Raw genomic sequence first — 25572 nt, 5'->3', positions numbered from 1 at the left:
CATGAAAACATTACTGCGTCTGTTGAAAAGTTTCTGGTTGCTGCTGCCATTGCTGTGGCTGGCTAGCCTGTTGATTTGCTGGCTGGCCGCGCCGCTGGTGCCGTGGCTGCGTCATCACGTGCCTGAAGCGCTGGCAATCATCAGTGCCTGCTTCCTGCTGGTAATCGTGCTGCGCCAATACCAGCGTATTCGCGCCGAACACAACCTGGAGAACCTGCTGCAGATCGAGGTCGACCGCTCGTGGAATGCCACTGGCGAGTTCCGTGACCAGCAGGTGCTGCGTGAGCGCCTGAAGCACGCCATCACCATGCTGCGCACCGACCGCTCCGCCGGTGGCGGCGGCAAGGCGGCCCTGTCCGACCTGCCCTGGTACCTGGTGGTCGGCATGTCGGCGGCCGGCAAGACCTCGCTGTTGACCCATTCCGGCCTGTCGGCCAGCATCGCTACGGCCAACGACAGTGAAAGCGGCACCCAGCACTGCGACTGGTACTTCAGCCCCGACGCCGTGATGATCGACACCGCCGGGCGCTACCTGCGCGACGACCAATCGGCCAGCGAGTTCTCGGCCTTTCTGCGCATGCTGCGTAAGCAGCGCGGCAAAGCGGCGATCAATGGCCTGGTCCTGGTGGTCAGCCTGCCCGAACTGCTGGCGGCCAACAGCGATGAGCGCAATGCCCTGGCTGCCCAGCTGGTGGCCCGGGTGGAAGAATACGCCGAATGCCTCGATGCCAACCCGCCGGTTTACCTGATGCTGAGCAAGACCGACCAGTTGCCGGGCTTCAGCCAGGCTTTCGACGGCCTCGACCTGCACGAACGCCAGCAGCCGCTGGGCATGACCTTTGGCCTTTCGGAAATCCGCACCAACGGCCTGCACGCCGTGCTGCAGACGCGCCTGAGGAAGCTGCAAGCTCATATTCGCCAGCACGTCGACGCGCAGATGATCGCCCTCGGTGCCGAAGCCGACAGCACCCTGCTGAATTTCCCGCAGTACTTCGCCGCCCTCAGCGGTGTGCTCGAGCAATTCCTCGAACACTTTACCCGCGGCCATCGCGGCGGTGCCCCGCTGCTACGTGGCCTGTACTTCACCAGTGCACTGCAGAACGGGCAGCAACTGGGGCAGGTCTATGAAGACGTCATCGCCGACGAATTCGCCCTGCAGGCCGCCTACGATGAACAGGCCGGGCACGTCGGCAAGGCCCTGGGCAACCGCAGCTACTTCATCACCGACACTTTCCGCCAGGTGATCTTCCCCGACCGCGACCTGATCCTTTACCAGTCGCGCCTGGGCCGCCAGGCTGCGTTCAGCCCGCTGCTACTGGGCCTGGCCGCCGCCACCGGGTTGCTGTTCATCGGTTGGCAAGCGCTGTCGTTCGCCAATAACCGCCAGTGGCTGGACAGCCTGCGCGGGCAGCTGGCGCACATCGAACAGGCAGCAGACCGCGAGCAGCAGTTGGCCGCAGGCAAGGGCCTGGAAGTGCTGCGTGAGCAGATGGCCAACGTCGAGGCCCATCGCCTGCAGGGAGTGCCCTTGCAGTTGGGTGGCGGCCTGTACCAGGGCGAGGCGATTCACCAGGTGACCCGCAGCGCCTACCTGGCGCAGCTGCGCAGCCAGGCGCTGGAACCGATCGCACGCAGCCTGCAAGTGCAGATGCGGGCGTTCAATACCTTCGCCAACGGTATCAACCAGGAGCTGGAATTCACCCCGGCCCCGCAGCCGAAGAAGCGCAATGGCAAGCCGCTGGCCCCTGCCATTGCGGCCAGGGCCAAGGCCGCGCTGGGCAACACCCGCGCTGGCGCCTATGCCGCCAAGGTCAACCTGGCCACTGCCAGCGATGGCGCCGAGCTGTCCGCCGCCACCGGTGGGCTGTCACTGTCCGAAGAAATGCTCGGGCGCCTGGACGAGCAGCAGGTGGCCTCGATCATCGAGGCCTACAACACCCTCAAGCTGTACCTGTTGCTGACCGAGCCCCAGGCCCATCCAGACCCGGCCTTCGTCGCTGCCAGCCTGCCCCAGGCCTGGGCCAGCGCCGCAGGCGAAGGCACCCCGGCCGACGCTGGCGTGATCGCAGAAAATGCCCCGCTGTACGTGCAGTTGCTGGAGCAGGGCCAGGCGCCGTCGTTGCCGCGCAACGAACAGCTGATCAACGAAACCCGGCAGAACCTCAAGTCGTTCATGATCTCCAGCTCGCTGGTCGATCGCGAATACCTGCGCCTGCAGCTCGAGTCGAGCCGGCAGTTCCCGGCGCTGAGCCTCAACGACCTGGTCCCGCAACCAGGCCGCGCGCTGCTGTACGGAACCGCTGGTGTGCCGGCGATCTACACCCGCCAGGGCTGGGACACCTTCGTCAAGCCCGAGCTGATCAAGCTGGTGTCGGGCAACCTGCGCAACGAGTCGGACTGGGTGCTGGACGGCGAAGGCGGCGATGCCCTCGTGCAGAAGGCCAACTTCGTGCGCGAGTTCATGACCCGCTACAAGCGCGACTACACCCAGGCCTGGTACAAGATGGTCAGCAGCGTTGGCGTACGCCACTTCGCCGACCTGGCCTCGGCGACCCGGGAGCTGGGGCTGTTGAGCGACGTGCAGAACTCGCCAGTGAAGAACCTGCTGCAGGCGGTCAACGACAATACCCAGTGGGACCTGCCGGTCAAGCAGGCCATCCCGGCCCCAGGCACCAGCCGCGATGACGGTTTCTGGAGCAAGGTCACCGGTCTGTTCGACGCCAACGACACCCTGCCTGCCAACGTCGCCCCGGCCCTGCCGGCGGTGGACGACGGCAGCCTGGCCAAGCGCTTCGAGCCGGTGGCGCGGGTGTTCGCCGAAAACAACGCCGAAGGCGCCGACAGCACCATCATGGACCGCTACCTGGCCGCCTTGCGCAAACTCAAGGTGCGCATGAACAACATCCAGCGCTCGCAGGATGTGGGCAAGAGCAGCAAACAGTTGATCAGCGAGACCCTGGAAGGCCAGCCGAGCGAGATCACCACCGTGCGCAACTACGTGGAAAGCAGCGTCGACACCAGCCAGGATGGCCTGTCGCGCTCGCTGCAGGGGCTGTTCAGCCTGCCCATCCAGTATGCCTGGGCGACCCTGCGCGACCCGGCCGGCGAGCAGATCGCCAAGGCCTGGGCGCAGCAGATCGCCAAGCCCTGGGAGCAGGTCATGGCACACCGTTACCCGATTGCCGGCAGCAGCCGCAACGAGGCTTCGGTGAAAGACCTGCAACGCTTCGTAGATCCCGACAGCGGCCTGCTGCCGGCCTTCAAACGCAACGAAATCGGCAACTTGGCCGGTGGTGAAGGTCTGGGTGTAGGCGATGGCAAGGGGCCGGCGCTGGTCAACCCTGGCATGCTCAACAGCATCGACAAGGCCAGCTCCGTGGGCCAGGTGATCGCCAGCCTGTCAGACCGTGACAACGGCTTCGAAATCATGCTGGAGCCTTCAGCCAACTTCACCGACATCGTCTTCACCCTCGATGGCCAGGAGCAGCACTACCGCAACGGCCGCAGCAGCTGGAACCGCTTCGCCTGGCCGGGCACCAGCACCGCGCCGGGCGCGCGCCTGGACGTCGTCACCCTGAGCGGCACACGGGTCACCGTGTTCGACTTCCCAGGGCGGTGGGGCCTGCTGCGCATGAACGAGAGCGCTCGGGTCGACGACCTGGACGGCATTCAGCAACGCTTCAGCTGGAACACCGCCAGCGGCCGCGTAAGCCTTGTCGTGCGCAACTTCGGCGGGGTCAAGCTGACCGATCTGGGTGACGTCAAGGCCCTGAGCGCCCTCAACAGCAGGGGCGCGCAATGATTGGTTGCTTCGGCAAGCTGCCGTCGAGCGCAGATTTCGTCAGCCTGCATGGGGCGGCGGAAGAAGTCTGCGAGTTCGACGCCTGGTTGCAGTCATCGCTGGCAGCCATGCGCTACCGCGATGACTGGCAGGCGTTGTTCGACGCGCTGCCGATGTGTTTTTTCACCTACCGCGCACGCAACGGCAACTGGCTACTGGGTGGCCTGCTCAGCTCGCGCGATGCCAGCCAGCGGCGCTACCCGTTCTTCATCTTCCAGCTGCTCAAGGGCGATGACAGTACTGGGCTGGTCAACCCGTTCACGCTTGGCGAGCTGTTCAGCGCGCAGATCAAGCCGATGCTGCACCAGGCCGTGCAAGGCGCCGACTGCGCCCGCCTGTTCGAACGGATCAAGGCCTTGCGCCCGCTGCAGGGCCAGGACCTGGACCTGTTCCGCCGGGTGCACGCCAAGTTCCTGCATGATTTCAGCTTCACGGATGTGGCCCGTGCCCTTCATGGGTCCTGGCCAGGTTTCGACAGTGCCACTGCCCTCGCCCACCTGCAGCTCGGCCGTGCCTCGCTGCTGGGCGACTTTGCAGGCGGCATCGAATTGCCGTTGCCGGCCGAACGCGGCCTTAAAAACCCCACTGCCGACCTGTGGCTGACCTGGCTGGCCCGCATGAGCGAACACCGAGCGCTGCCGGCAGTGAGCCTGTTGGCCGACGATTTCATGCACCCGCAGCTGTACTGCTTCCCGGCGCGCCACGCCAGCTGTGCCTACCGCCTGCTCAGTGGCTGTGCCGACCCGCGCCAGCACCTGGAGTTGCTCAGCCCGCTGACAACGGTGCCACGGCTGCACGATTACGACCGCCCCCTTGAACATGTCATCGACCAGTTCGTCGATGCACTGGATGCGACACCTGTATGAACAAGCTCAAGTACTACTGCCTGCGCTACCAACCCTACCTGCTGGGCGTGGCATTCTTCCTGGCGATCTTCCTGGTCTGGGCCATCGGCCGAGCCTTCGGCTTCGCCTCGCTGCACAGCCTGCTGGCCGGGATCGGCGTGTTTCTGCTGCTGTCGGCGGGCTATGTACTGCTGCTGTACCGCGGCGTGGGTCAGCACCACAACCTTGAAGGCCTGCTGCGCGACGACGCCGACCAGGCCGTACTCAGTGCAGCCCCGGCCGACCGGGAAGAAGTCAGCCTGTTGCGCGAGCGCCTGCTGCAGGGCATCGAGCGCCTGCACAGCAACAAGCCGCGCGGTACTTCGAACAAGGATGCCCTGTATGCCCTGCCCTGGTACCTGGTCATTGGCCAGCCTGCCGCCGGCAAGAGCACGATGATACTGCAGTCGGGCCTGAACTTCCCCTATGCCGAGCGCGAAGGCGTGCGGGTCGCGGGCCTGGGCGGCACGCGCAACTGCGACTGGTTCTTCAGCTCTGAAGCGGTACTGCTGGACACTGCCGGGCGTTACATGAACAGCCCCGAGGAAGCCGGCAAGTGGCGCGGCTTTTTGCAACTGCTGCGCCAGCACCGCCAGCGCCGTCCCCTTAACGGCTTGATCGTCAGCGTCAGCATCGCCGATATTCTGCATGGCTCGGTCGAAGACCAGGAGCGCGTGGCCAAGCGCCTGCGCGAACGCATTCAGGAAAGCTGCGCGCTGCTTGAAGTGCGCCTGCCAATCTACCTGGTTTTCACCAAGTGCGACCTGATCCCTGGTTTCACTGCGTTCTATCGCCAGCTGGACGACGCCGCGCGTGGTGAAGTGATGGGTAAAACCTTCTCTCACAAGGGGTACGAGCAAGCCGACTGGGGCCAACGCTTCAGCAATGCGATGGACGAGCTGACGCGTTACTGGGGGCAGATGGCGAGCCAGCAGCTGGTGCAGCAGGACATACAAGTCACCCGGCGGAACGACGCTGCCTACCGCTTCCCGCTGGAGCTGGCCGCGCTCAAGCCGCGCCTGCATCAGTTCGTCGACAGCCTGCTGCGTGCCAACCCTTACCAGAATGCCGAAATGCTGCGCGGTTTCTATTTCACCGCGGCGCTGCAGGCCGACGAGGCTCAGTGGGGCTGCCACGGCCAGCATGTGGCCGAACGCTTCGCGCTCGAACACGCAGAAGGAACGGGCACTGCCGGCAGCCAGCCGGCGCCGCTGTTCATCAACAGCCTGTTCCGCAAAGTGATCATTCCCGACCAGCATTTGGTGGCGCTGTACACCAGCAACCACCGTGAACGCCGGCGCAAGGCCGGGTGGGTGGGCGCTGCCGGCCTGGCGGCACTGGTGCTGTGCAGCCTGTGGGGCTGGTCGTACCTGAACAACCGCGCCACCCTGGCCAGCATTGCCGATGAACTGGCCCAGGCCAAGGCCGACGACCAGGCGGCCAGCGGCCAGTACACCGCCTGGCGAAGCCTCGACCGCTTGCGCTTCTGGGCTGCTCACTACCATGAGCAACACCACGCTAAGGGCGTGCCCCTCGGCATGCGCCTGGGCCTGTACCAGGGCCATGAGGTCGAGCCGCTGCTGCGCGACCGCTACTTCGCCACGTTGCAGAATGTGATGCTAAAGCCCACGGCCGATAATCTGACCCGTACCCTGTACCTGCTGACCACGCTCAAGGTCTACCAGCGCAACACCCGTGAGCTGCAGCCAGTGAGCGGCATTGACAGCGTAGAGGCCGAGGCGCTGCCCCATGACAACCGCGCCCAGTCGATCGCCAATTTCGGAAAGGCGGCGCTGGACACTTACGTGATGCTTTCTCCGGGCCAGCGCGAGCATGCCGACCCGGCGTTTCTCAAGGCGCACCTGCCGGACTACTGGTACCCGGCCATCGCCCGCCATACCGGCAAAAGCATGGCCGCCGCTGGCAGCGAGGCCGGTGGCAACCAGGACTACCTGTACGCCAGCCGCCAGATCACGTTCTACAGCGACCAGATCCGTGAGCCAGATGTACCGCGCATCCTCGACAACGCCTTCCTGATGTCCAGTTCGCGCAACTACATCGACAGCCTGCGGGCCCAATCACTGCGTGCGATCGAGACCATCACGCTGGAATCCGACACCCTGTTCGCCTTCGGCCGCGCCGATTTCCAGAGCCTGAAAAACGAAGGCCAGCATCAGCTGAGCGCCATTGCCAGCAAGCTGCTGAACACCCCGAATATCGGCAAGATCATCATCTCGGGGCACGCCGACCAACTGGGTGACAGCCAGGGCAACCTGCAGGTTTCGAAACAACGGGCGCAAACCATCCGCACCTATCTGGTTGGCAAGGGCGTCCCTGCCGAACTGGTGGTCGCGCAGGGTGAAGGCAGCCGCAAGCCATTGGTCAACTGCGACATGCAACAACCGCGAACGCAGTTGATCAAGTGCCTGGAGCCCAACCGCCGGGTGGAAATCGAAGTGCGTGGGCTTAACTGAGCCGCGCCGCAAAAACCGGTCGCCGGGGCCTCACAGGATGAGGCCCGGGCGGCGGCAAGCTACCTCTGCCGGCGCGCCCGGCGAGGTCAAAACCAAGGGGCGCATGAGCAACCCTTTACATGTTGTTAATGGAGAGTTTCACAATGGCATTTGACGCGTATATCCAAATCGACGGCATCCCAGGCGAAGTACTGGATGAAAAACACAAGGACTGGATCGAAGTGCTGGGCTACGAGTACGGCGCCACCCAGGCTACGTCGGCAACCGCCAGCTCCTCGGGCGGTGCGTCCTCCGAGCGCGTTGCCCTGAGCGACTTCAAGATCCGCAAGGCAGTCGACAAGGCATCGGCCAAACTGTTCGAACACTGCTGCACCGGCAAGCACATCGCCAAACTGAAGCTGAACGTGAACCGCGCCGGTGGTGACAAGGTCACCTACCTGACCATCGACATGGAAGAAGTGGTGGTCTCTTCGGTCAAGTTTGTCGCCGGTGGCAACCAGAATGGTGAAGACAAGGCGGTCAGCGACCTGCCGGTTGAAGAAATCAGCTTCAACTTCGCCCGCATCAAGACCACCTACACCCAGCAGAACCGCACCGACGGCCAGGCCGGCGGCAACATCGTAGGTGGCTGGGACCGCACCGCGAACAAAGTGTTTGCCTAAGCACGTACCGAACCATGGGCCGCTTCGGCGGCCTGTGTTCCGCAGCGCGCCGGGTTTTCCGGCGCGCTGTTCACTAGCCATGTCCAGAGTGTTCTATGCCTGAAATTCTCAATGACCTCTCGCTGGCCACACTGGTCGCCCCTATCGAGGGTGGCAGTGGCGAAGACTTGAGCTTCTCTGCCTTGTTCGATCAGATCAAGGAGGCACGCCGGGCGGACCCTGACTACCTGACCCAGGGCGACTGGCAAACCGACTTGAAGACTGCCGACTGGGAGCAGGTGATCAACCTGTCGGCTCAAGGGCTTGCGCAGCAAAGCAAAGACCTGATGCTGGTGGCCTGGCTCTGCGAGGGGCTGGCCCAGCGTGAACACTTCGAAGGCATCACCTTTGGCCTCGAGCTGACCGAACAGCTCCTGGTTGCGTTCTGGGAAACACTGTACCCCACCCTCGAAGACGGCCTGGACGAGCGCGCGGCGCGACTGTCCTGGCTGAAGACCACGCTCACCGACATTGCCGGTGGCTTGCCCATTATCCAGGGGCAGAATTTTGGCGTGTTGCGCTATGACGAATCACGCCATGTAGAGAACCTCGCCTTGCAAAACCCCAAGGCGATGCAGACAGCACTGAACGAAGGCAAGATCAACGCCGAGATCTTCCAGCGCTCGGTAGCGCTTACCGACACCGATTACCTGCGCGCCAAGGCGCAGCAGATCGCTACCAGCCTGAATGCATGCAAACGCCTGCAGGCCAGCGCCGACCGCCTGTTCGGCCACGAGGCGCCCAGCTTTGCCAGCCTTGCCGACATGCTTTCGCGTGCCAGCCAGCTGGCGGAAAAACTGCTCAAGGACCGCGGCGTAGAGCTACACCCCGCCATCCCGGAAGAAGCACAGCCACAGGCCATGGCTGCCAACCTCCACGAAGCAGGTGAGCCGATGAATGCCACGCCCCCGACGACCGCGCCAGCAGCCCTGCGCACCACCCCGCTGACCCGCGACGAGGCATTCACCATGCTTGCGGGCATCGCCCAGTACTTCAAACAGAGCGAACCGCAAAGCCCGGTACCCTACCTGATCGAACGTGCGATCAAGTGGGGCAACATGCCGTTGGAAGGCTGGTTGAGTGACGTGATCAAGGACAACAATGTGGTGGACAACATCCGCGATGTGCTGGGCACCCGCTAGGGGCTGCAATAAAAGCCTTGAGACGAACGTCAGGTAAGGCGAAGACAGCCGGCGCCCTGCCACCCCACCGGCTCTATCAGGTAGATTCCTTGACTGCTGCCCACGCAAGGGCGCTGCAATTGCTGTTAACTTGAGCGCACTGCTCAGCTTCAGACAAGGACTGCTTCATGCCTCCAAGCCCGACCACCCCAAGCGGTTTCATCCGCGTCCGTGGCGCCCGCGAGCACAACCTGAAGAACATCGATGTCGATATCCCCCGCGACGCCTTGGTGGTGTTCACCGGCGTGTCCGGCTCGGGCAAGTCCTCGTTGGCGTTCTCCACGCTGTATGCCGAAGCCCAGCGGCGTTATTTCGAATCGGTCGCGCCCTATGCCCGGCGCCTGATCGACCAGGTTGGCGTGCCGGATGTCGATGCCATCGATGGCCTGCCGCCGGCGGTGGCCCTGCAGCAGCAACGCGGCACGCCGAGTGCACGTTCCTCGGTGGGTAGCGTGACCACCTTGTCCAGTTCGATCCGCATGCTCTATTCCCGCGCTGGCCATTACCCGCCCGGGCAAGCGATGCTGTACGCCGAAGACTTTTCTCCGAACACGCCCCAGGGCGCTTGCCCGCAGTGCCATGGCCTGGGCCGTGTCTACGAGGTGACCGAAGCGACCATGGTCCCCGACCCGTCGCTGACCATCCGTGAGCGTGCGGTGGCGGCGTGGCCAATGGCCTGGCAAGGGCAGAACCTGCGCGACATCCTGGTCACGCTGGGCTATGACGTCGATATCCCTTGGCGCGACCTGCCTCAGGCGCAGCGCGACTGGATCCTGTTCACCGAAGAGACGCCCACCGCCCCCGTGTACGCCGGCCTGACTCCGGCGCAGACCCGCGAAGCGCTCAAGCGCAAACTCGAGCCCAGCTATCAAGGCACGTTCATGGGTGCCCGGCGTTACGTGCTGCATACCTTCATGCACTCGCAGAGCGCGCAGATGCGCAAGCGTGTGGCCCAGTACATGCACCCCAGCACCTGCCCGCTGTGCCAGGGCAAACGCCTGAAGCGCGAAGCGCTGGCCGTGACCTTCGCCGGGCTGGACATCGCCGAACTGTCGCACCTGTCGTTGCAGGCGCTGGCTGAGGTGTTCCGCAAGGTGGCGGCAGCCGACTACCTGACCCAGCAGCAGGACGAGCTGACACTGGAAAAACGCCTGGCGGCCCAACGCATCGCCAAAGAACTGCTCGAACGCATTGATACGCTGCTTGACCTCGGCCTCGGCTACCTGGCCCTGGAGCGCAGCACCCCGACCTTGTCTTCTGGTGAACTGCAACGCCTGCGCCTGGCCACCCAGCTGAATTCGCAGCTGTTTGGGGTGGTTTACGTACTCGACGAGCCGTCGGCCGGCTTGCACCCGGCCGACAGTGAAGCGCTGTTCGAAGCCCTGCAGCGCCTGAAATAGGCTGGCAACTCGGTGTACGTGGTGGAGCATGACCTGGACACCATGCGCCGCGCCGACTGGCTGGTGGATGTAGGGCCCGCTGCCGGCGAACACGGCGGCACCATCCTCTACAGCGGGCCGCCCGCCGGCCTGGCCGAGGTGCAACAGTCATGCACCCGCACCTACCTGTTCGATGCCCCGGTACAGGCCACACGCGCCCCCCGCCAGGCCCGCGACTGGCTGAAGCTTGAAGGCATCACGCGCAATAACCTCGATAACCTGAGCGCCGCATTTCCGTTGGGCTGCTTTACCGCCGTTACCGGTATTTCCGGCTCGGGCAAATCCAGCCTGGTCAGCCAGGCCCTGCTGGAACTGGTGGGGGCACACCTGGGCCATGCCGAGCAACGTAGCGAGCCCGAAGCGCAGAGCCTGGAAGACGAACCTGAACAGACCAGCAGCGGCCACGTAAGCGCCGGGCTTGGCAGCATCAAGCGGCTGGTGCAGGTTGACCAGAAGCCGATCGGCCGCACGCCGCGCTCCAACCTGGCCACCTACACAGGCCTGTTCGACCACGTGCGCAAATGCTTCGCGGCTACCGAGCAGGCCAAGGCACAGGGCTTCGACGCCGGGCGCTTTTCCTTCAACGTTGCCAAGGGCCGGTGCGCCAACTGCGAGGGAGAGGGTTTCGTCAGCGTCGAGCTGCTGTTCATGCCCAGCGTGTACGCGCCCTGCCCGACCTGCCAGGGTGCCCGCTACAACCCCGAAACCCTGGCGGTGAGCTGGCAAGGCATGAACATCGCGCAAGTGCTGCAGTTGACCGTCGACCAGGCCCTGCAGGTTTTTGCCGAGCAACCGCCTGCCCGCCGTTGCCTGCAGGTGCTGCAGGATATCGGCCTGGGCTACTTGCGTCTGGGCCAACCGGCCACCGAGCTGTCCGGTGGTGAAGCGCAGCGGATCAAGCTGGCGACCGAACTGCAGCGCATGGCCCGCGGGGCGACCCTGTATGTGCTGGATGAGCCCACCAACGGATTGCACCCGCAGGACATCGACCGGCTGCTGGTACAACTGAACCGCCTGGTAGAAAGCGGGCATAGCGTGGTGGTGGTCGAACACGACATGCGAGTGGTGGCGCAGAGCGACTGGGTGATCGATATCGGGCCGGGGGCTGGTGATGCCGGGGGCAAGGTGGTGGTCAGTGGCACGCCGCAGGTGGTGGCGGCATGTACCGACAGCCGCACGGCGACGTTTTTGGCAAAGGCCTTGTAACCCCTGCGCATTGCCAGTTTCCTGGGCCGCCGATTAGAATGCGATCAATTCTTGATTGCGCTCACGCTTCCGGAGCCTCGCGCCCGCCATGCCACCCGCCGAACCTAGCCTCAACCTGCAGGTCCAGACGCTGTACACCGAGCACCATGGCTGGCTGCAGGGTTGGCTGGGCCGTAAACTGGGCAATGCCTGCGATGCCGCCGACCTGGCTCACGACACGTTCGTGCGCCTGCTCAGCCGCCAAGGCAACCCCTACTTTGGCAACGAACCCCGGGCCTTGCTTACTCATATAGCCAAGGGCCTGGTGGTCGACCGCTGGCGCCGCCAGGATGTCGAGCGGGCCTACCTGGAGGCCATCGCCCATTTGCCGCAACCCGAGGTGCCTTCGCCGGAAACGCGCTGGCTGATCCTTGAAACCCTGTACCGCATCGACGCCATGCTGCGCGACATGCCGGCGCGGGTACGTCAGGTGTTCCTGCTGTCACAGCTGGACGGCCTGACCTACGCCCAAATCGCCGAACAGCTGCAGGTTTCGCTGATCACGATCAAGCGCGACATGCGTACGGCATTCCTTGCCTGCCTGAGCATCGAGTGATGGTGCAGCGCATTGACCCGCTGATCCTGGGCGAAGCGGCTGACTGGCTGGTGCAGCTACAATCGGGCACCGCCACTGAGGCCGACCACCGCGCCGTGCAGGCCTGGTGCAAGCGCAGTGCCCAGCACGCCCAGGCGTGGCAGCGTGCAGAGGCCATCCTCGGTGATTTCCGCCGCCTGCCCACACCGGTTACCGGTGAAACCCTGCGCCGTCTGAGCCGTAACGGCGCGGTAAGCCGTCGCCAAGCGCTGCATCGCCTGGGGCTGTGGCTGCTGGCAGCACCGGCAGCCTGGCTGGCCTGGCGCGAAACGCCGTGGCAGCAATGGACCGCCGATGCGCATACAGCGGTGGGCGAACAACGCACGTTGACGCTTGTCGACGGCAGCCAGGTGCTGCTTAACACTGACACCGCCATCGATATCACCTTTGACGCGCGACAGCGCCGCATTGACCTGCTGGCGGGCGAAATTCTACTGACCAGCGCCAAAGACCCTGCGACCCCGGCCCGGCCACTGTCAGTGCGCACCCCGCATGGGCAGGCAACTGCCAGGGGCACTCGCTTCAGCGTGCGTATCCATGGCCCGCTGACCCAGGTCGCCGTCCTGGAAGGCGCAGTCGACACTCGACCGCTGCATGCCGACAGCCTGTTGCTCAAGGCAGGCGAGCGCAGCGCTTTCGATGGGGACCGGGTGCTACCAGCCTCACCGCTGGAAACCGGTGACCTGGCCTGGGAGCACGGCATGCTGCTGGCTCGCGACATGCGCTTGGCCGACCTGCTGCAAGAGTTGGCCCGCTATCGCCCCGGCGTGCTGCGCTGCCACCCGGCAGTGCGAGAGCTGAAGGTGTCTGGCGCATTCCCGCTGGCCGACACCGATGCCAGCCTGCGGCTGCTGAGCGACACCCTGCCGGTGAACATTCAGGGCATGACCCGCTACTGGGTAACTGTGGAGCCACACGTGTGAAGCCCTGGCAACGCTCCCGGTGATCGCGCCAAGCTTCAACGTGTGAGCAGGACAGTTGTTCCCACGATGGGCAGCACGATTGATACCTTTTCCTGCGTCGTCCGGTGATGAGTGCAGAACCTTCATTTCTGCACCCACAGGACCCACGCATGACGCCTCGCCAGCCGTACCGCTTGCCTTTGAAGGCCCTGAGCCTAGCCATCGCCATGGCCGCCCTGGCCCCCACCGCGATGGCAGCCGACACCTCCGCGCGCACTTATCACCTGGCCGCAGGCCCGTTGGCCGATGTACTGGCGCGCTTTGCCGCCAACGCCGGGGTGGCGTTGTCATTCGACCCGGCCCTGCTCAGGGGCGTACAAAGCCAAGGCCTGGAGGGCAGCTACAGTATCGCGCAAGGCTTTGCCCGTCTGTTGGCCGGCAGTGGCTACAGCCTGATCACTACCGACAGTGGCGGTTATACCTTGGCGCCGACGGTCGACCTGGGCAATGCCGTGGAACTGGGCGCGACCACCATCAACAGCGACCTGGCCGCCAGCACCGATACCTGGCAAGGTGGCCAGGTAGCCCGTAGCGCCCGCCTGGGCGTGCTGGGCGACCAGGCAATCAGCGACGTGCCGTTCAGCGTTACCAGCTATACCGCCAAGACCATCGCCGACCAGCAGGCCCGTACCCTGGGTGACGTGCTGCTCAATGACGCGTCAGTGCGCCAGTCGGCGGGCTTTGGCAACTTTTCGCAGGTGTTCACCATTCGCGGTTTGCCGCTGAACACCGACGACATCAGCTATAACGGCCTGTACGGGGTGCTACCGAGGCAGATCGTGACGACCGAGGCACTCGAGCGGGTCGAAGTATTCAAGGGTTCCAGTGCTTTTCTCAATGGGGTCGCGCCACAGGGTAGCGGCATCGGAGGGGCGATCAACCTGGTGCCCAAGCGTGCCGAAGATAGCGCCACGCGGCATGTCACCCTCGACTACGCCACGGGCGACAACGTGGGTGGCCACCTCGACCTGGGCCAGCGTTTTGGTGAAGACAACCGTTTTGGCGCCCGCATCAACCTGGCTCAGCATGACGGTGGCAGCGGCGTCGATGACGAGGCCCAGCATTCCACCCTGCTTGCCGTAGCCCTTGACTACCGTGGTGAACGGCTGCGCCTGTCCACCGACCTGGGTTACCAGAAAGAGCGTATCAACCAGGGCCGTGCGGTGATCTACCCCACCGGCGACAAGATTCCCCGGGCGCCATCGGCGCGAGACAACTACTCGCAGGCCTGGAGCTGGTCGCAGCTGGAAGACACCTACGGCATGCTCAACGCCGAGTACGACCTGAACGACGCCTGGATGCTGTATGCCGGCGCCGGGGCCAAGCATACCCGTGAGAACGGCGAGTATTCCTCGCTCTATGTCAGTGACGGGAATGGCACTGCACGCGGCGGGTTCCTCTATGCGCCCCACGACGAAGACAACAAGAGCGCCGTCGCCGGCGTCAATGGCCGCTTTGCCACCGGCCCGGTCAGCCACCGGGTCAATTTTGGCCTGTCCGGCCTGTGGGGTGAGCAGCGCTCGGCCTACGAGGCGCTGGCGGCCAGCAAGCGTTATGACAGCAACCTTTACAACCCGGTCAAGGTGCCGCGCCCGACCGATACCTATTTCGGCAGCGATTTGCACGACCCGCGCATCGTCGGCAAGAACCGCAACAAGAGCGTCGCGTTGTCCGACACCCTGGGGCTGCTGGATGACCGCGTGCTGTTGACCGTGGGCGTGCGCCGGCAGTCGATCAGCGTCGACAGCTGGGCGACTGCCACAGGTGTGCGCAACACGCCTTACGATGAGTCGATCACAACCCCGGTGTATGGCCTGGTGATCAAACCCTGGGAGCATGTGTCGTTCTATGCCAACCGCATCGAGGGCCTGGCCCAGGGGCCAACGGCACCATCGAGTGTCAGCAATGCCAACGAAGTATTCCCGCCCAAGCGCAGCAAACAGGTAGAGGCCGGGGTGAAGCTGGACTGGAACAGCTTTGGTGCGAGCCTGGGCGTGTACCGTATCGAGCAGCCCAACAGCGTGACCTATCGCGCTCCCGGGGCAGCGCTGGACACGTTCAGCATGGACGGCGAGCAGGTCAACAAGGGGGTGGAGCTGAACCTGTTCGGTGAACCGCTAGACGGCTTGCGTCTGCTGACAGGCGCGGTGTTCATGCACACCGAACAGAAAAACACGGCCTATGGCAGCAACGACGGCAACCGTGCTGCTGGCGTGCCGCGCTTTCAGTACAACCTGGGCGCCGACTGGGATGTGCCCGGTATCGAAGGCGCCGCGCTCAGTGCCCGGCTGCTGCGCACGGGTGGCCAGTATGTGAATGCGGCCAACAGCCTGAGCATCCCCGCCTGGACCCGGGTGGACCTGGGCGGGCGCTACCGCTTCAAGCTCGACGACAAGCAGGTGACATTGCGCGCCAATGTGGAGAACGTGGCGAACAAGGCGTACTGGGCTTCGGCGTCGACCTCGAACAACTACCTGACGCAAGGTACGCCGCGGGTTTTGCGCTTGTCGGCCAGTGTAGACTTCTAAGACGCCTTGATGAGCAAGGCTGAACGCTGCAGCGTCTAAAGTTCCTGCAGGGTGCCCCGGGTGCATCCGCAGAACATGATGTGATTGCCACTGGCCTTTCACGGACAAGCCCGCGAAAAGGCCAGAACAGGCTTACATCCACCAAGCCAGCACCACCGGCAACCAGGCAAACGACAGCACCGTAGAACACATCACCAGGTTCGCCACCTGCTCTGGCTCACGGTTGGCCCGCACCGCCATCAGGTAGTTGAACACGGCTACCGGCATCGCCGACTGCACCATCAGCACCGCACGCTCCAGGCTGTCCATACCCAGTACCGCGCCCACTGCCCAGCCCACCGCAGCCCCCAAGCCAATGCGCAAGCCGCCCAGCAGCATGCCGCTGCCCACGTGACGCAGGCGAATGCTGGCCAGTGATACCCCCAGGGTCAGCAGCATGAGCGGAATGGTCATGCCGCCCAGCAGGTCTGCGGTGTTGGCCAGCCAACGCGGCAGTTGGAAATCGAGAAAAATGATGGGCATGGCGCCGGCCAGGCTGATGACGATAGGGTTGCGCAACAGCGCCTTGAGCGAAGCCGCCGTGCCGGAGATGGCCATGCCGATGGTGAACTGCACGATCGACAGGGTCAGGAAGAATGCCACGGCCAGGGCCAGGCCATGCTCCCCGAAGGCATACAGACTGATCGGCAGGCCCATGTTGCCGGTGTTAGGGAACATGAACGCCGGCAGCAGTACCCGCCAGTGCATGCCCGACGCGCGACACACCAGCAAAGCAGCCAAGGCCATCCCCAGAGTGCACAGCAAGCAGGCCACGGCCATGCTGGTAAAGGCATTCGGGTCCAGCTCGGTACGGCTGAGGGTGGACAGTACCAGCGAAGGTGTGCCGACGGTCATTACCACCCGGGCGATGAAGTCAGTGGGGTAATCCAGGCCCTTGCGGGCCCAGGCAAAACCAATTCCGGCGACGATGAAAACCGGGGCCAGGACTGCGAACAGCGACGCGAACATGGGGGCCTTCCTTGGTGGGGTTCAGCATTATGCAGCACTCAGTGAGATTACCGGGCCGATTTCAACGCACGCAGGAGCCGCCATCGAAAATGTCTGTGGAAGACATGTTCATGTCGCGCTGAGACTGCGGCGTCTCGTCGCACACCCGAGCCCCTTGGGCAAAAGCGTCCAAGCCCGTAGAATCCCGCTTCCTTTTCGCCCGTCGCCTTGAACGGTGGCAACCAGCAGCAATGACAGAGTCAGCGCCTGAACACATGAACGCACATGTGAAGTAGGCTCAACCCTCCCCGCCCGGCCCATCTCCCATAGCGCCCAGCGGTTGAGTCTTGCCCAGGTCGCATCCGTGTCGCCACTCGCCCCTTGCCGGGTCGAGCCGGTGTGCGCGCCGAGAAGGTGCTCATTCCGCTCATCCAACTAGAGGTACGTATGTCTCCGCGTTTGCTGGCCATGGCGCTGGCGCCCCTGCTCGGGCTGTTCATCATTGCCCTGGGCAACGGCTTCATGTCTTCCCTGACCACCCTGCGCCTGGGCGCCGCCGGTGAGTCTGCAACCACCATTGGTATCGTCTCGTCGACCTACTTCATCGGCCTGACCCTCGGCGCCATCTTCAACGACCGGCTGATCCTGCGCATCGGCCACATCCGCGCCTACACCAGCTTCGCCTCGCTGATCGCCGTGACCATCCTGCTGCAAGGGTTGTTCTACGAGGTCACCTGGTGGTCGGTGCTACGCCTGATCAACGGCTGGGCCGCAGTGGGCGTGTTCCTGGTGATCGAAAGCTGGCTGTTGCTGGCCGGTGACGCAAAGATCCGCGGCCGCTTGCTGGCGCTGTACATGATCGCCTTCTACGGCGCCGGGGTGATCGCCCAGGCTGGCCTTGGCGAAATCACCCAGCTGGGCGATACCGCCCCGTTCATGCTGGCCGGCGTGCTGGCCGCCCTGTCGGTGTTGCCGATCGTGATCCTGCCGCGGGTGTCGCCGCTGCTGGACCAAGTCGAACCCCTCAAGCCCCGCCAGTTGCTGGGCGTGGCACCGTCGGGCCTGGTCGGCTGCTTCGGCTCGGGTGTAGCGATTGCCGGCATTTATGCGCTACTGCCACTGTACTTGCAGCGCATCGGCCTGGAGGTGGGTGAGGTCGGCAACATGATGGCCTGGGTGATCCTTGGCGCGATGCTGCTGCAATACCCGGTCGGGCGCTGGTCCGACCGCAAGGACCGCCTCGATGTGCTGCTCGCGCTGGCCGCGTTGTGCGTTGTCCTGTCGCTTGTAACGGTGTTCCTGCCATCGGACTCGTTCCTGCTGCCGGCCATGCTGTTCCTGCTGGGTGGTGGCGTGTTCACCCTGTACCCGGTGGCGGTCAGCCATGCGGCCGACCGCGCGCCGTCCGATGCGCTGGTGCCGATGATCCAGGGCCTGCTGCTGATCAACTCGCTGGGCTCGGCCATGGCACCGGTGGCCATTTCGCCGATGATGACCGAGTTTGGCGAGGCTGGGCTGTTCTGGGCGTTTGCCGTGGTCAACCTGGCCATGGTGTGCTTCTTCATGTGGCGCCGCGGCAAGCGCCCGGCGGCAGAGCACCCGGCGCCGTTCACCGCTTCGACCACCTTCTCGCCAACCGGTGCCGAGTTGCGGGTGACCGAAGACCTGATGCATGCGGCGCAGGAGCATCCGCCGCTGGAGCCGGTCGAAACCCCGGCGACCGCACAGCGCTCGGAATCCTGTTGATTGCCACTCGTCGCCCAGAAGGCACCCCGCCAGCAGCTGCCAGCCAAACGAATGACAGATCTTGCACAAAGGAGAAGTCCCATGATCCGCATTCGCCCGCTGTCCCTGAGCCTGGCGCTGGCCCTGACCAGCCTCACCGGCGCTGCCTTCGCCGCCACCGACACCCATACCGACAGCCATCCGCAAACTGACCAATCCGGCGGCAAGACCGCCGGTGAAGGCAGCAGCGTCAACAGCCCCGGTAGCAGCAAAGGTAACGACAGCAGTGACACCGGCAGCAACGCCGATGCCGCCGACGGTGCCTCTGGCGGCTCCAACAGCACCGGCGAAGCCACCGGCTCTGGTGCCGGAGCCAGCGGAGGCACTGCCGAGGACCAGGACAGCCGCTGAAGCAGACCTGGGCTAGACTGAGCCGTGACGCCCTGCCAAGGATTGACCATGCACCTCAGACACTGGCTGTTCGCTGCTTTGCTGCCCTGCACAGCGTTGGCCGCCGCAGGCGGCCAAGGCGCGATGTCGGTCAGTTCCTCGTCTTTCACCGATGGCGGCGTCATTGCCCTGCAACAGGTCGGCCAGGACCCGGCATGCGGTGCCGGTGAAGAGCGGACCCCGCAACTGAGCTGGGACAACCTGCCCGCAGGTACGCGGTCGCTGGCCCTGATCATGTTCGACCCGGACGGTGGCAAGGGTGTGGGTGTGGTGCACTGGGTGGCCTACAACATCGATCCCGAACACGATGGGCTCAAGGAAGGCACGGCGGGGTTGAGCGGGCCCTACGTGACAGTGGGCCGCAACTCCCGTGGCACCCAGAGCTACCGCGGCCCCTGTCCTCCCGCCGGCGACAACCCCCATCATTACGCCCTGACCCTGATTGCCACCGACCTGCCCTTGGGTACCTTGCCCGAGGGGCTGGACCGCAGCGGCCTGCTGCAACTGCTGCAAGGCCACGCCCTGGGGGCGCAGAGCCTGGTCGGGCGCTACGGCCATTGAACCAGTCAGTACAAAAATAAATGATCGGCCCCATAGCATTTATCCATTGAATGGCCCGCACGAACTGAAGTAAGCTCGGGCTCATTCACTGGAGAGCAACATGCCGAAACACACCCGCAACCACGCCAACCACACCGGTCGCAGCCTGCGCCCTGTGCTGGCCGTTGCCGGCTGCGTGGCACCTGCCAGCTATTACTTTGGGTATTGGTTTAGCCACTAGGCGCCGATACCCACCCGGCGTCCACCTTCGAGGGGCCGCCGAACATGAGAATACTCAAACCCCCGGTCGGCCTCCCGACCGGGGGTTTTGTTTTTCAGGCCTTTGACCAACACAGATTCACTTTGAGGACAGATTCATGAACTACGCCACTTATTACTACGCAAACACCTGCGCCTGGCGATTTAGCCAATCCCGTTCGGGCCAGCCTGCCGCCTCCGATCGGTCTTCTACAGGTGGCAATGCAGCAGCCAATACGAATTCAACGATCTGTCGAACACCTCGATAGGGCCGACCATGCGGGCTTGAACCCGCTGTCCGCCCAGGGAAAAACGCCATGCACGCTTCCAGCCTCGCCCTGCCCCTGACCCAGCCGCAAGCGGCCAACACCACTGTCAGCAAACGCCTGCCCAGCCCGCACCTGCTCAAGCAGCAGATGCCACTGCCCAGCGAACTGGCCCAGCAAGTCCAGGCCCATCGCCAGGCCATCCGCAACATCCTCGAAGGCCGCGACCCGCGCCTGCTGGTCATCGTCGGCCCCTGCTCGATTCATGACCCACGCTCGGCCCTGGAATACGCCGACCGCCTGGCCGCCCTTGGCCGCGAAGTCAACGACAAGCTGCTGCTGGTGATGCGCGCCTACGTCGAAAAACCGCGTACTACAGTGGGCTGGAAAGGCCTGGCCTACGACCCGCACCTCGATGGCAGTGACGACATGCACTCGGGTATCGCCTTGTCTCGCGGGCTGATGCTGAGCATGATCGAACGCGGCCTGCCGATCGCTACCGAGTTGCTGCAACCGATGGCCGCCGGCTACTTCGACGACCTGTTGGCCTGGGCGGCGATCGGCGCACGCACCACCGAATCGCAAATCCACCGCGAAATGGTCAGTGGCCTGGAGCTGCCGGTCGGCTTCAAGAACGGTACGGACGGCGGCATCGCCATCGCCAGCGACGCCATGCGCAGCGCGGCCCACCCGCACCGCCACTTCGGTATGGATGCTCAGGGCCACCCGGCGATCATCGAGACCTTGGGCAACCCGGACACACACCTTGTACTGCGCGGCGGCCACAAAGGCCCGAACCATGATGCCAATAGCATCGCCATGGCCCGCCAGGCGTTGGCCAAGGCCGGCCTGCAGGCACGGATCATGGTCGACTGCAGCCACGCCAACAGCGGCAAGGACCCGGCGCGCCAGCCAGCGGTCTTCAATGATGTGCTGGAACAGCGCCTGGCCGGCGACCGTTCGCTGGTCGGCGTCATGATCGAAGGGCACTTGTTCGATGGCTGCCAGGCGCTAGGCAAGGGCACACTGAAATACGGTGTGTCGATTACCGACGGCTGCCTGGGCTGGGGCTCGACCGAAACCCTGTTGCGTGAGGCGGCACAAAAACTGTAGGCCGAAGGTTGTAAGCCTGGCGAGACATACCCCGGACAAGTGCGCTAGGCTTGCCTTTTTACCCCCAAGGAGCAGTACCCATGGCCCGTGCAACCGCCCGCCACATTCTGGTCAGCAGCGAAGACAAGTGCAACGAACTCAAAGCCCAGATCGAAGCAGGCGCCGACTTCGCTGAAATCGCCAAAGCCAACTCCACCTGCCCGTCCAGCCGTCAGGGCGGTGACCTGGGCTCGTTCGGCCCAGGCCAGATGGTCAAGGAATTCGACACCGTGGTCTTCAGCGCACCGGTCAACACCGTGCAAGGCCCGGTGAAGACCCAGTTCGGCTACCACCTGCTGGAAGTGACCAGCCGCCAGGACTGATTCACCCCTCCCGGTGATCAGCCCCCCTGTGGGAGCGGGTTTACCCGCGAAGAGGCCAGACCAGACAACCTCGTTGCCTGCTCCGACGCATTCGCGGGTAAACCCGCTCCCACAAGTATTGTGGGGGCTTGTATTTTCGTGCATGGGCTTTACGGTCCAGGCCGCTCCCACCCACGCCCTCACGGTCTACGGCGAAGCCCCCCGCTACGCCGCCAGCTTCAGGCATTTCGACTATGTAAACCCCGACGCCCCCAAGGGCGGCATCTTGCGCCGTTCGGCCATCGAGATCGGCCAGTTCGACCATATCCTTCCCTATATCGACAAAGGCATCGGTGTCAGCGAAGTCGATGGCCTGCTGTACGCGCCACTGGCGGTACGCTCTTACGATGAACCCTATACCGTTTACGGCCTGATCGCCCGGCGCATGGAGCGCGGCCCCAATGATGAGTGGCTGCGTTTCGACATCGACCCACGCGCCACCTTCGCCGATGGCAGGCCGGTGCGCGCCGAAGACGTGCGTTTCACCTTCGACCTGCTGATGAGCAAGGGCAGCCTGAAGTACCGGACCCAGTTCGCCGACGTGGCCCGCGTGACCGTAGAACGCCTGCACAGCGTGCGATTCGACTTGAAGCCCGAGCACGGCCGCACCCTGGCGCTGGACCTCGCCAGCCTGCCGGTAATGCCCGAGCACGACCTGCAGCAGCGCGACTTTGCCAACGGTGCCGGCTTCGACAAGCCAGTCGGCAGCGGGCCATACCGCATTGGGCGCATCGACAACGGCCGCAGCATCACCTTCGAACGCGACCCGTCATGGTGGGCACGTGACCTGCCCGCCAGCCGTGGCCGCTACAATTTCGACAAGCTGCGCATCGAGTACTTCGGCGACACCGAAGTGGCGCGCCAGGTACTCAAAGGCGGTGGCTACGACTACAACCGCGAGTTCTCCGCCACGGCCTACACCTTGGGCTACAACGGTGCGCAACTGGACGACGGCCGCCTGCAGCGCGCCCACCTGGGCCCGGCCAAACCGCAGGTGGCCCAGGGTTTCGTGTTCAACCTCGACCAGCCGCAGTTCAAGGACCGCCGTGTGCGGCAGGCGCTGGGTATGTTATGGGACTTCGAGTGGAGCAACCGGCAGATGATGCGCAACCTGTACATCCGCCAGCAAAGCGTGTTCTCCAATACGCCGTTGGCCGCTCGCCAGTTGCCGGATGCGGGCGAGTTGAAGCTGCTCGCCCCCTTGCGCGGCCAAGTGCCAGATGAAGTGTTCACCACGGTGTTCACTGCCCCGGTCACCGATGGCTCGGGGATCGTCCGTCAACAGCAGTTGCAGGCCCTGGCCCTGCTCGAACAAGCCGGCTGGCACCCCGAAGGCGACCGCCTGGTCAATAGCCAGGGCACGCCGCTGGCGTTCACGTTCCTCAATGGCCAGGCGGGCCTTGAACGCCTGCTGCTGCCGTGGAAGCGCAACCTGGCCCAGATCGGCGTGACCCTGAATATCCGCAACGTCGACTCGGCCCAGTACGTCAACCGGCTGATGGCGCGCGATTACGACATGATCGTCACCGGCTACCCGGTCACCCTGTCGCCGGGCGCCGAGTTGTACAACTACTTTGGTTCGGCGGCCGCTCACGACCCCGGCTCGAACAACCTGATGGTTTTGCAGGACCCGGCCGTAGACCACCTGATCGACGGCCTGGTCCGCGCCGACACCCAGGCCGACATGCTGCGCCACGCCCATGCCCTGGACCGCGTGCTGCAATGGAATTACTACTGGATCCCCAACTATTACCCGCCGGGCAGCTCCACCGTCTGGTGGAACCGCTTCGGTCTGCCCAAGGTCCAGGCCACCTATGACGAGGGCCTGGACACCTGGTGGGAGGTAAGCCCTACCCCGCTGACCAACGCGCAGATGGCCGAACGCCGGAAGGCCTCGCCATGACCGCTTATATCCTGCGCCGTCTGTTGCTGATCATCCCGACGCTGCTGGCAATCCTGCTGGTCAATTTCGCCATCGTCCAGGCCGCGCCGGGTGGGCCGGTGGAGCAAGCCGTGGCGCGCCTGCAGGGCATCGGTGGCGGCGCACCCGGCGCGCGAGCCGAAGTGGTCCATGGCGAATCCCGGGCCACACGCGGCCTGGACCCGAAACTGATCGAAGAAATCAAGCGCCAGTATGGCTTCGACAAATCCGCCCCCGAGCGGCTTTGGTTGATGCTCGGCCAATATGCCCGGCTGGATTTTGGCAACAGCTTCTTCCGCGGCGCCAAAGTCACCGACCTGATTCTCGACAAGTTGCCGGTCACCCTCTCGCTGGGCTTCTGGGCCACGCTGATCACCTACCTGGTGTCGATTCCGCTGGGCATCCGCAAGGCGATGCGCCACGGCAGCCGCTTCGATGCCTGGAGCAGCGCGTTGATCGTGATCGGTTACGCCCTGCCTTCGTTCCTGTTCGCCCTGCTGCTGATCGTCCTGTTTGCCGGCGGCACTTCGCTCAACTGGTTCCCGGTGCGCGGCCTGGTCTCGGACAATTTCGACGAGCTCAGCCTGCTGGGCAAGGTCGCCGACTACTTCTGGCACCTGGTGCTGCCGGTTGCGGCCCTGGTGATCGGTGGGTTCGCCACCCTCACGCTGTTGACCAAGAATGCCTTCCTCGACGAGGTTTCCCGCCAATACGTGGTCACTGCCCGGGCCAAGGGCCTCAGCGAACGCCGCGTGCTGTATGGCCATGTGTTGCGCAACGCCATGCTGCTGGTGGTGGCCGGGCTGCCACAGGCGCTGATCACCGTGTTCTTTGCCGGCTCGTTGCTGATCGAGGTGATCTTCTCGCTCGATGGCCTGGGCCGCATGAGCTATGAGGCCGCCGTGTCGCGGGATTACCCGGTGGTGTTCGGCACGCTGTTCATCTTTACCCTGGCGGGCCTGCTGATTCGCCTGATCGGGGACCTGTCTTACACCCTGCTCGACCCGCGCATCGACTTCGATACGAGGGCGCACTGATGCTATCGCCCCTGTCGCGCCGTCGCCTGCAACGTTTTCGCCGCCACCGCCTGGGCTGGGTGTCGCTGTGGTTGTTTGCCGGCCTTCTGCTGCTCAGCCTTTGCGCCGAACTGGTGGCCAACGACAAGCCACTGCTGCTGGGCTACAAGGGCAATGTGTACGTTCCGGCGCTCAAACGCTACACCGAGCAGCAGTTCGGCGGGCAACTGCCGTTTCAGCCCGACTACCGCAGCGCCTATGTGCGCCAACTGATCGCTGAACAGGGTGGCTGGATGCTGTTCGCACCTATCCCGTTCAGTGCCGACACACCTAATTACGACCTGCAGGTGCCCACCCCCAGCCCGCCCAGTGCCAGCAACTGGTTAGGCACCGACGACCAAGGCCGTGACGTGCTGGCGCGGGTGCTTTATGGCACGCGGGTATCGCTGCTGTTCGCCTTTGCCCTGACCGTGGTCAGTGTGCTCATTGGCGTGGCGGCGGGCGCCCTGCAAGGCTACCACGGGGGCTGGGTCGACCTGCTCGGCCAGCGCTTGCTGGAAGTATGGTCGGGGTTGCCAGTGTTGTATCTGTTGATCATCCTCAGCGGTTTCGTCGAGCCGGATTTCTGGTGGCTGCTGGGGATCATGGCGCTGTTCTCCTGGCTGACCCTGGTCGACGTCGTGCGCGCCGAGTTCCTGCGTGGGCGCAACCTGGAGTATGTAAAGGCAGCGCGGGCGTTGGGGTTACCGGACAGTCAGGTGATGTTGCGGCATATCTTGCCCAATGCCATGAATGCCACGCTGACCTATGTGCCGTTCATGCTGACCGGGGCGATCACCACACTGACCGCGCTGGACTTTCTGGGCTTTGGCATGCCAGCGGGCAGCGCCTCGCTGGGCGAGCTGGTGACCCAGGGCAAGCAGCACCTGGAGGCGCCGTGGCTGGGCTTTACCGCGTTCTTTGCGCTGGCGGTGATCCTGTCACTGCTGGTGTTTATCGGGGATGCCTTGCGTGAGGCGTTTGACCCCCGACGATGAGTTTTCAG

General features: G+C 64.2%; 17 protein-coding genes and 1 pseudogene. 17 read left to right on the top strand and 1 reads right to left on the bottom strand.

All coding sequences use genetic code 11. From position 1 onward, the window contains the following. Position 1: 1 nt before the first annotated feature. From ACF8FB_RS19480 to ACF8FB_RS19440, 9 genes and pseudogenes are all read left to right on the top strand, one after another. Positions 2-3802, top strand: coding sequence for a type VI secretion protein IcmF/TssM N-terminal domain-containing protein (locus tag ACF8FB_RS19480; RefSeq protein ID WP_392511693.1), 3801 nt, complete (start codon positions 2-4; stop codon positions 3800-3802). Continuing rightward, entirely contained in the window at positions 3799-4707 is a 909-nt protein-coding gene (gene tagF, locus ACF8FB_RS19475) for a type VI secretion system-associated protein TagF (RefSeq protein ID WP_003248338.1), read from the top strand. The genes ACF8FB_RS19480 and tagF overlap by 4 nt, the downstream gene beginning before the upstream one ends. Continuing rightward, on the top strand, positions 4704-7199 hold the full coding sequence (tssM, locus tag ACF8FB_RS19470; RefSeq protein ID WP_221100012.1) for a type VI secretion system membrane subunit TssM: 2496 nt from the start codon (positions 4704-4706) through the stop codon (positions 7197-7199). The genes tagF and tssM overlap by 4 nt, the downstream gene beginning before the upstream one ends. Before the next feature lie 143 nt (positions 7200-7342). Then, on the top strand, positions 7343-7861 hold the full coding sequence (locus ACF8FB_RS19465) for a type VI secretion system tube protein Hcp (protein ID WP_012052417.1): 519 nt from the start codon (positions 7343-7345) through the stop codon (positions 7859-7861). A 95-nt stretch (positions 7862-7956) separates the two neighbouring features. Further along, a complete protein-coding gene (tssA, locus tag ACF8FB_RS19460; RefSeq protein ID WP_010953986.1) occupies positions 7957-9042 on the top strand; it encodes a type VI secretion system protein TssA in 1086 nt (361 codons plus the stop codon). A gap of 167 nt (positions 9043-9209) precedes the next feature. Further along, positions 9210-11726, top strand: a pseudogene (locus ACF8FB_RS19455) (excinuclease ABC subunit A). 88 nt (positions 11727-11814) lie between these two features. After that, complete coding sequence (locus ACF8FB_RS19450; protein WP_010953984.1) at positions 11815-12321, top strand: sigma-70 family RNA polymerase sigma factor; 507 nt, start codon at positions 11815-11817, stop codon at positions 12319-12321. After that, positions 12321-13283 (top strand): FecR domain-containing protein, encoded by a 963-nt coding sequence (locus tag ACF8FB_RS19445; RefSeq protein WP_392511692.1) that lies wholly within the window; start codon positions 12321-12323, stop codon positions 13281-13283. The genes ACF8FB_RS19450 and ACF8FB_RS19445 overlap by 1 nt, the downstream gene beginning before the upstream one ends. 149 nt (positions 13284-13432) lie before the next feature. Next, entirely contained in the window at positions 13433-15850 is a 2418-nt protein-coding gene (locus ACF8FB_RS19440; protein WP_392511691.1) for a TonB-dependent siderophore receptor, read from the top strand. Between the two features lie 132 nt (positions 15851-15982). On the opposite strand, the gene ACF8FB_RS19435 is transcribed toward ACF8FB_RS19440, so the two are convergent. Then, a complete protein-coding gene (locus ACF8FB_RS19435; RefSeq protein ID WP_350297813.1) occupies positions 15983-16858 on the bottom strand; it encodes an AEC family transporter in 876 nt (291 codons plus the stop codon). 426 nt (positions 16859-17284) lie between these two features. On the opposite strand from ACF8FB_RS19435, the gene ACF8FB_RS19430 reads away from it, so the two are divergent. From ACF8FB_RS19430 to ACF8FB_RS19395, 8 genes are all read left to right on the top strand, one after another. After that, positions 17285-18583: an MFS transporter gene (locus ACF8FB_RS19430; protein ID WP_020190937.1), complete on the top strand. Its 1299-nt coding sequence runs from the start codon at positions 17285-17287 to the stop codon at positions 18581-18583. Positions 18584-18664: 81 nt separating this feature from the next. After that, the gene (locus ACF8FB_RS19425; RefSeq protein WP_019438461.1) at positions 18665-18973 is read left to right on the top strand and encodes a hypothetical protein; all 309 of its coding nucleotides are present in this window, start codon (positions 18665-18667) and stop codon (positions 18971-18973) included. A 48-nt stretch (positions 18974-19021) separates the two neighbouring features. After that, entirely contained in the window at positions 19022-19573 is a 552-nt protein-coding gene (locus ACF8FB_RS19420) for a YbhB/YbcL family Raf kinase inhibitor-like protein (protein ID WP_350297812.1), read from the top strand. 554 nt (positions 19574-20127) lie between these two features. Then, positions 20128-21189: a 3-deoxy-7-phosphoheptulonate synthase gene (locus tag ACF8FB_RS19415; RefSeq protein WP_392511690.1), complete on the top strand. Its 1062-nt coding sequence runs from the start codon at positions 20128-20130 to the stop codon at positions 21187-21189. A gap of 80 nt (positions 21190-21269) precedes the next feature. Continuing rightward, positions 21270-21551, top strand: a complete 282-nt coding sequence (locus ACF8FB_RS19410) for a peptidylprolyl isomerase (protein WP_003248318.1) — start codon at positions 21270-21272, stop codon at positions 21549-21551. Between the two features lie 142 nt (positions 21552-21693). Then, on the top strand, positions 21694-23493 hold the full coding sequence (locus tag ACF8FB_RS19405) for an extracellular solute-binding protein (RefSeq protein WP_392510671.1): 1800 nt from the start codon (positions 21694-21696) through the stop codon (positions 23491-23493). Further along, entirely contained in the window at positions 23490-24548 is a 1059-nt protein-coding gene (locus ACF8FB_RS19400; protein ID WP_064490558.1) for a microcin C ABC transporter permease YejB, read from the top strand. The genes ACF8FB_RS19405 and ACF8FB_RS19400 overlap by 4 nt, the downstream gene beginning before the upstream one ends. Beyond that, positions 24548-25564 carry an ABC transporter permease gene (locus ACF8FB_RS19395; RefSeq protein ID WP_392511689.1) on the top strand — a complete coding sequence of 339 codons (1017 nt, stop codon included), beginning with the start codon at positions 24548-24550 and terminating at the stop codon, positions 25562-25564. The genes ACF8FB_RS19400 and ACF8FB_RS19395 overlap by 1 nt, the downstream gene beginning before the upstream one ends. Positions 25565-25572 lie beyond the last annotated feature (8 nt).

Origin of the sequence: Pseudomonas sp. yb_2 (assembly GCF_043103905.1) — a bacterium.
Taxonomy (GTDB): Bacteria; Pseudomonadota; Gammaproteobacteria; order Pseudomonadales; family Pseudomonadaceae; genus Aquipseudomonas; species Aquipseudomonas alloputida.
This window is presented reverse-complemented; position numbering and strand designations above follow the sequence as displayed.

Excerpts from the sequence above, each read along its gene's own strand:
- ACF8FB_RS19480 (WP_392511693.1), top strand. The coding sequence starts at position 2 with ATGAAAACATTACTGCGTCTGTTGAAAAGTTTCTGGTTGCTGCTGCCA.
- tagF (WP_003248338.1), top strand. The coding sequence starts at position 3,799 with ATGATTGGTTGCTTCGGCAAGCTGCCGTCGAGCGCAGATTTCGTCAGC.
- tssM (WP_221100012.1), top strand. The coding sequence starts at position 4,704 with ATGAACAAGCTCAAGTACTACTGCCTGCGCTACCAACCCTACCTGCTG.
- ACF8FB_RS19465 (WP_012052417.1), top strand. The coding sequence starts at position 7,343 with ATGGCATTTGACGCGTATATCCAAATCGACGGCATCCCAGGCGAAGTA.
- tssA (WP_010953986.1), top strand. The coding sequence starts at position 7,957 with ATGCCTGAAATTCTCAATGACCTCTCGCTGGCCACACTGGTCGCCCCT.
- ACF8FB_RS19450 (WP_010953984.1), top strand. The coding sequence starts at position 11,815 with ATGCCACCCGCCGAACCTAGCCTCAACCTGCAGGTCCAGACGCTGTAC.
- ACF8FB_RS19445 (WP_392511692.1), top strand. The coding sequence starts at position 12,321 with ATGGTGCAGCGCATTGACCCGCTGATCCTGGGCGAAGCGGCTGACTGG.
- ACF8FB_RS19440 (WP_392511691.1), top strand. The coding sequence starts at position 13,433 with ATGACGCCTCGCCAGCCGTACCGCTTGCCTTTGAAGGCCCTGAGCCTA.
- ACF8FB_RS19435 (WP_350297813.1), bottom strand. The coding sequence starts at position 16,858 with ATGTTCGCGTCGCTGTTCGCAGTCCTGGCCCCGGTTTTCATCGTCGCC.
- ACF8FB_RS19430 (WP_020190937.1), top strand. The coding sequence starts at position 17,285 with ATGTCTCCGCGTTTGCTGGCCATGGCGCTGGCGCCCCTGCTCGGGCTG.
- ACF8FB_RS19425 (WP_019438461.1), top strand. The coding sequence starts at position 18,665 with ATGATCCGCATTCGCCCGCTGTCCCTGAGCCTGGCGCTGGCCCTGACC.
- ACF8FB_RS19420 (WP_350297812.1), top strand. The coding sequence starts at position 19,022 with ATGCACCTCAGACACTGGCTGTTCGCTGCTTTGCTGCCCTGCACAGCG.
- ACF8FB_RS19415 (WP_392511690.1), top strand. The coding sequence starts at position 20,128 with ATGCACGCTTCCAGCCTCGCCCTGCCCCTGACCCAGCCGCAAGCGGCC.
- ACF8FB_RS19410 (WP_003248318.1), top strand. The coding sequence starts at position 21,270 with ATGGCCCGTGCAACCGCCCGCCACATTCTGGTCAGCAGCGAAGACAAG.
- ACF8FB_RS19405 (WP_392510671.1), top strand. The coding sequence starts at position 21,694 with ATGGGCTTTACGGTCCAGGCCGCTCCCACCCACGCCCTCACGGTCTAC.
- ACF8FB_RS19400 (WP_064490558.1), top strand. The coding sequence starts at position 23,490 with ATGACCGCTTATATCCTGCGCCGTCTGTTGCTGATCATCCCGACGCTG.
- ACF8FB_RS19395 (WP_392511689.1), top strand. The coding sequence starts at position 24,548 with ATGCTATCGCCCCTGTCGCGCCGTCGCCTGCAACGTTTTCGCCGCCAC.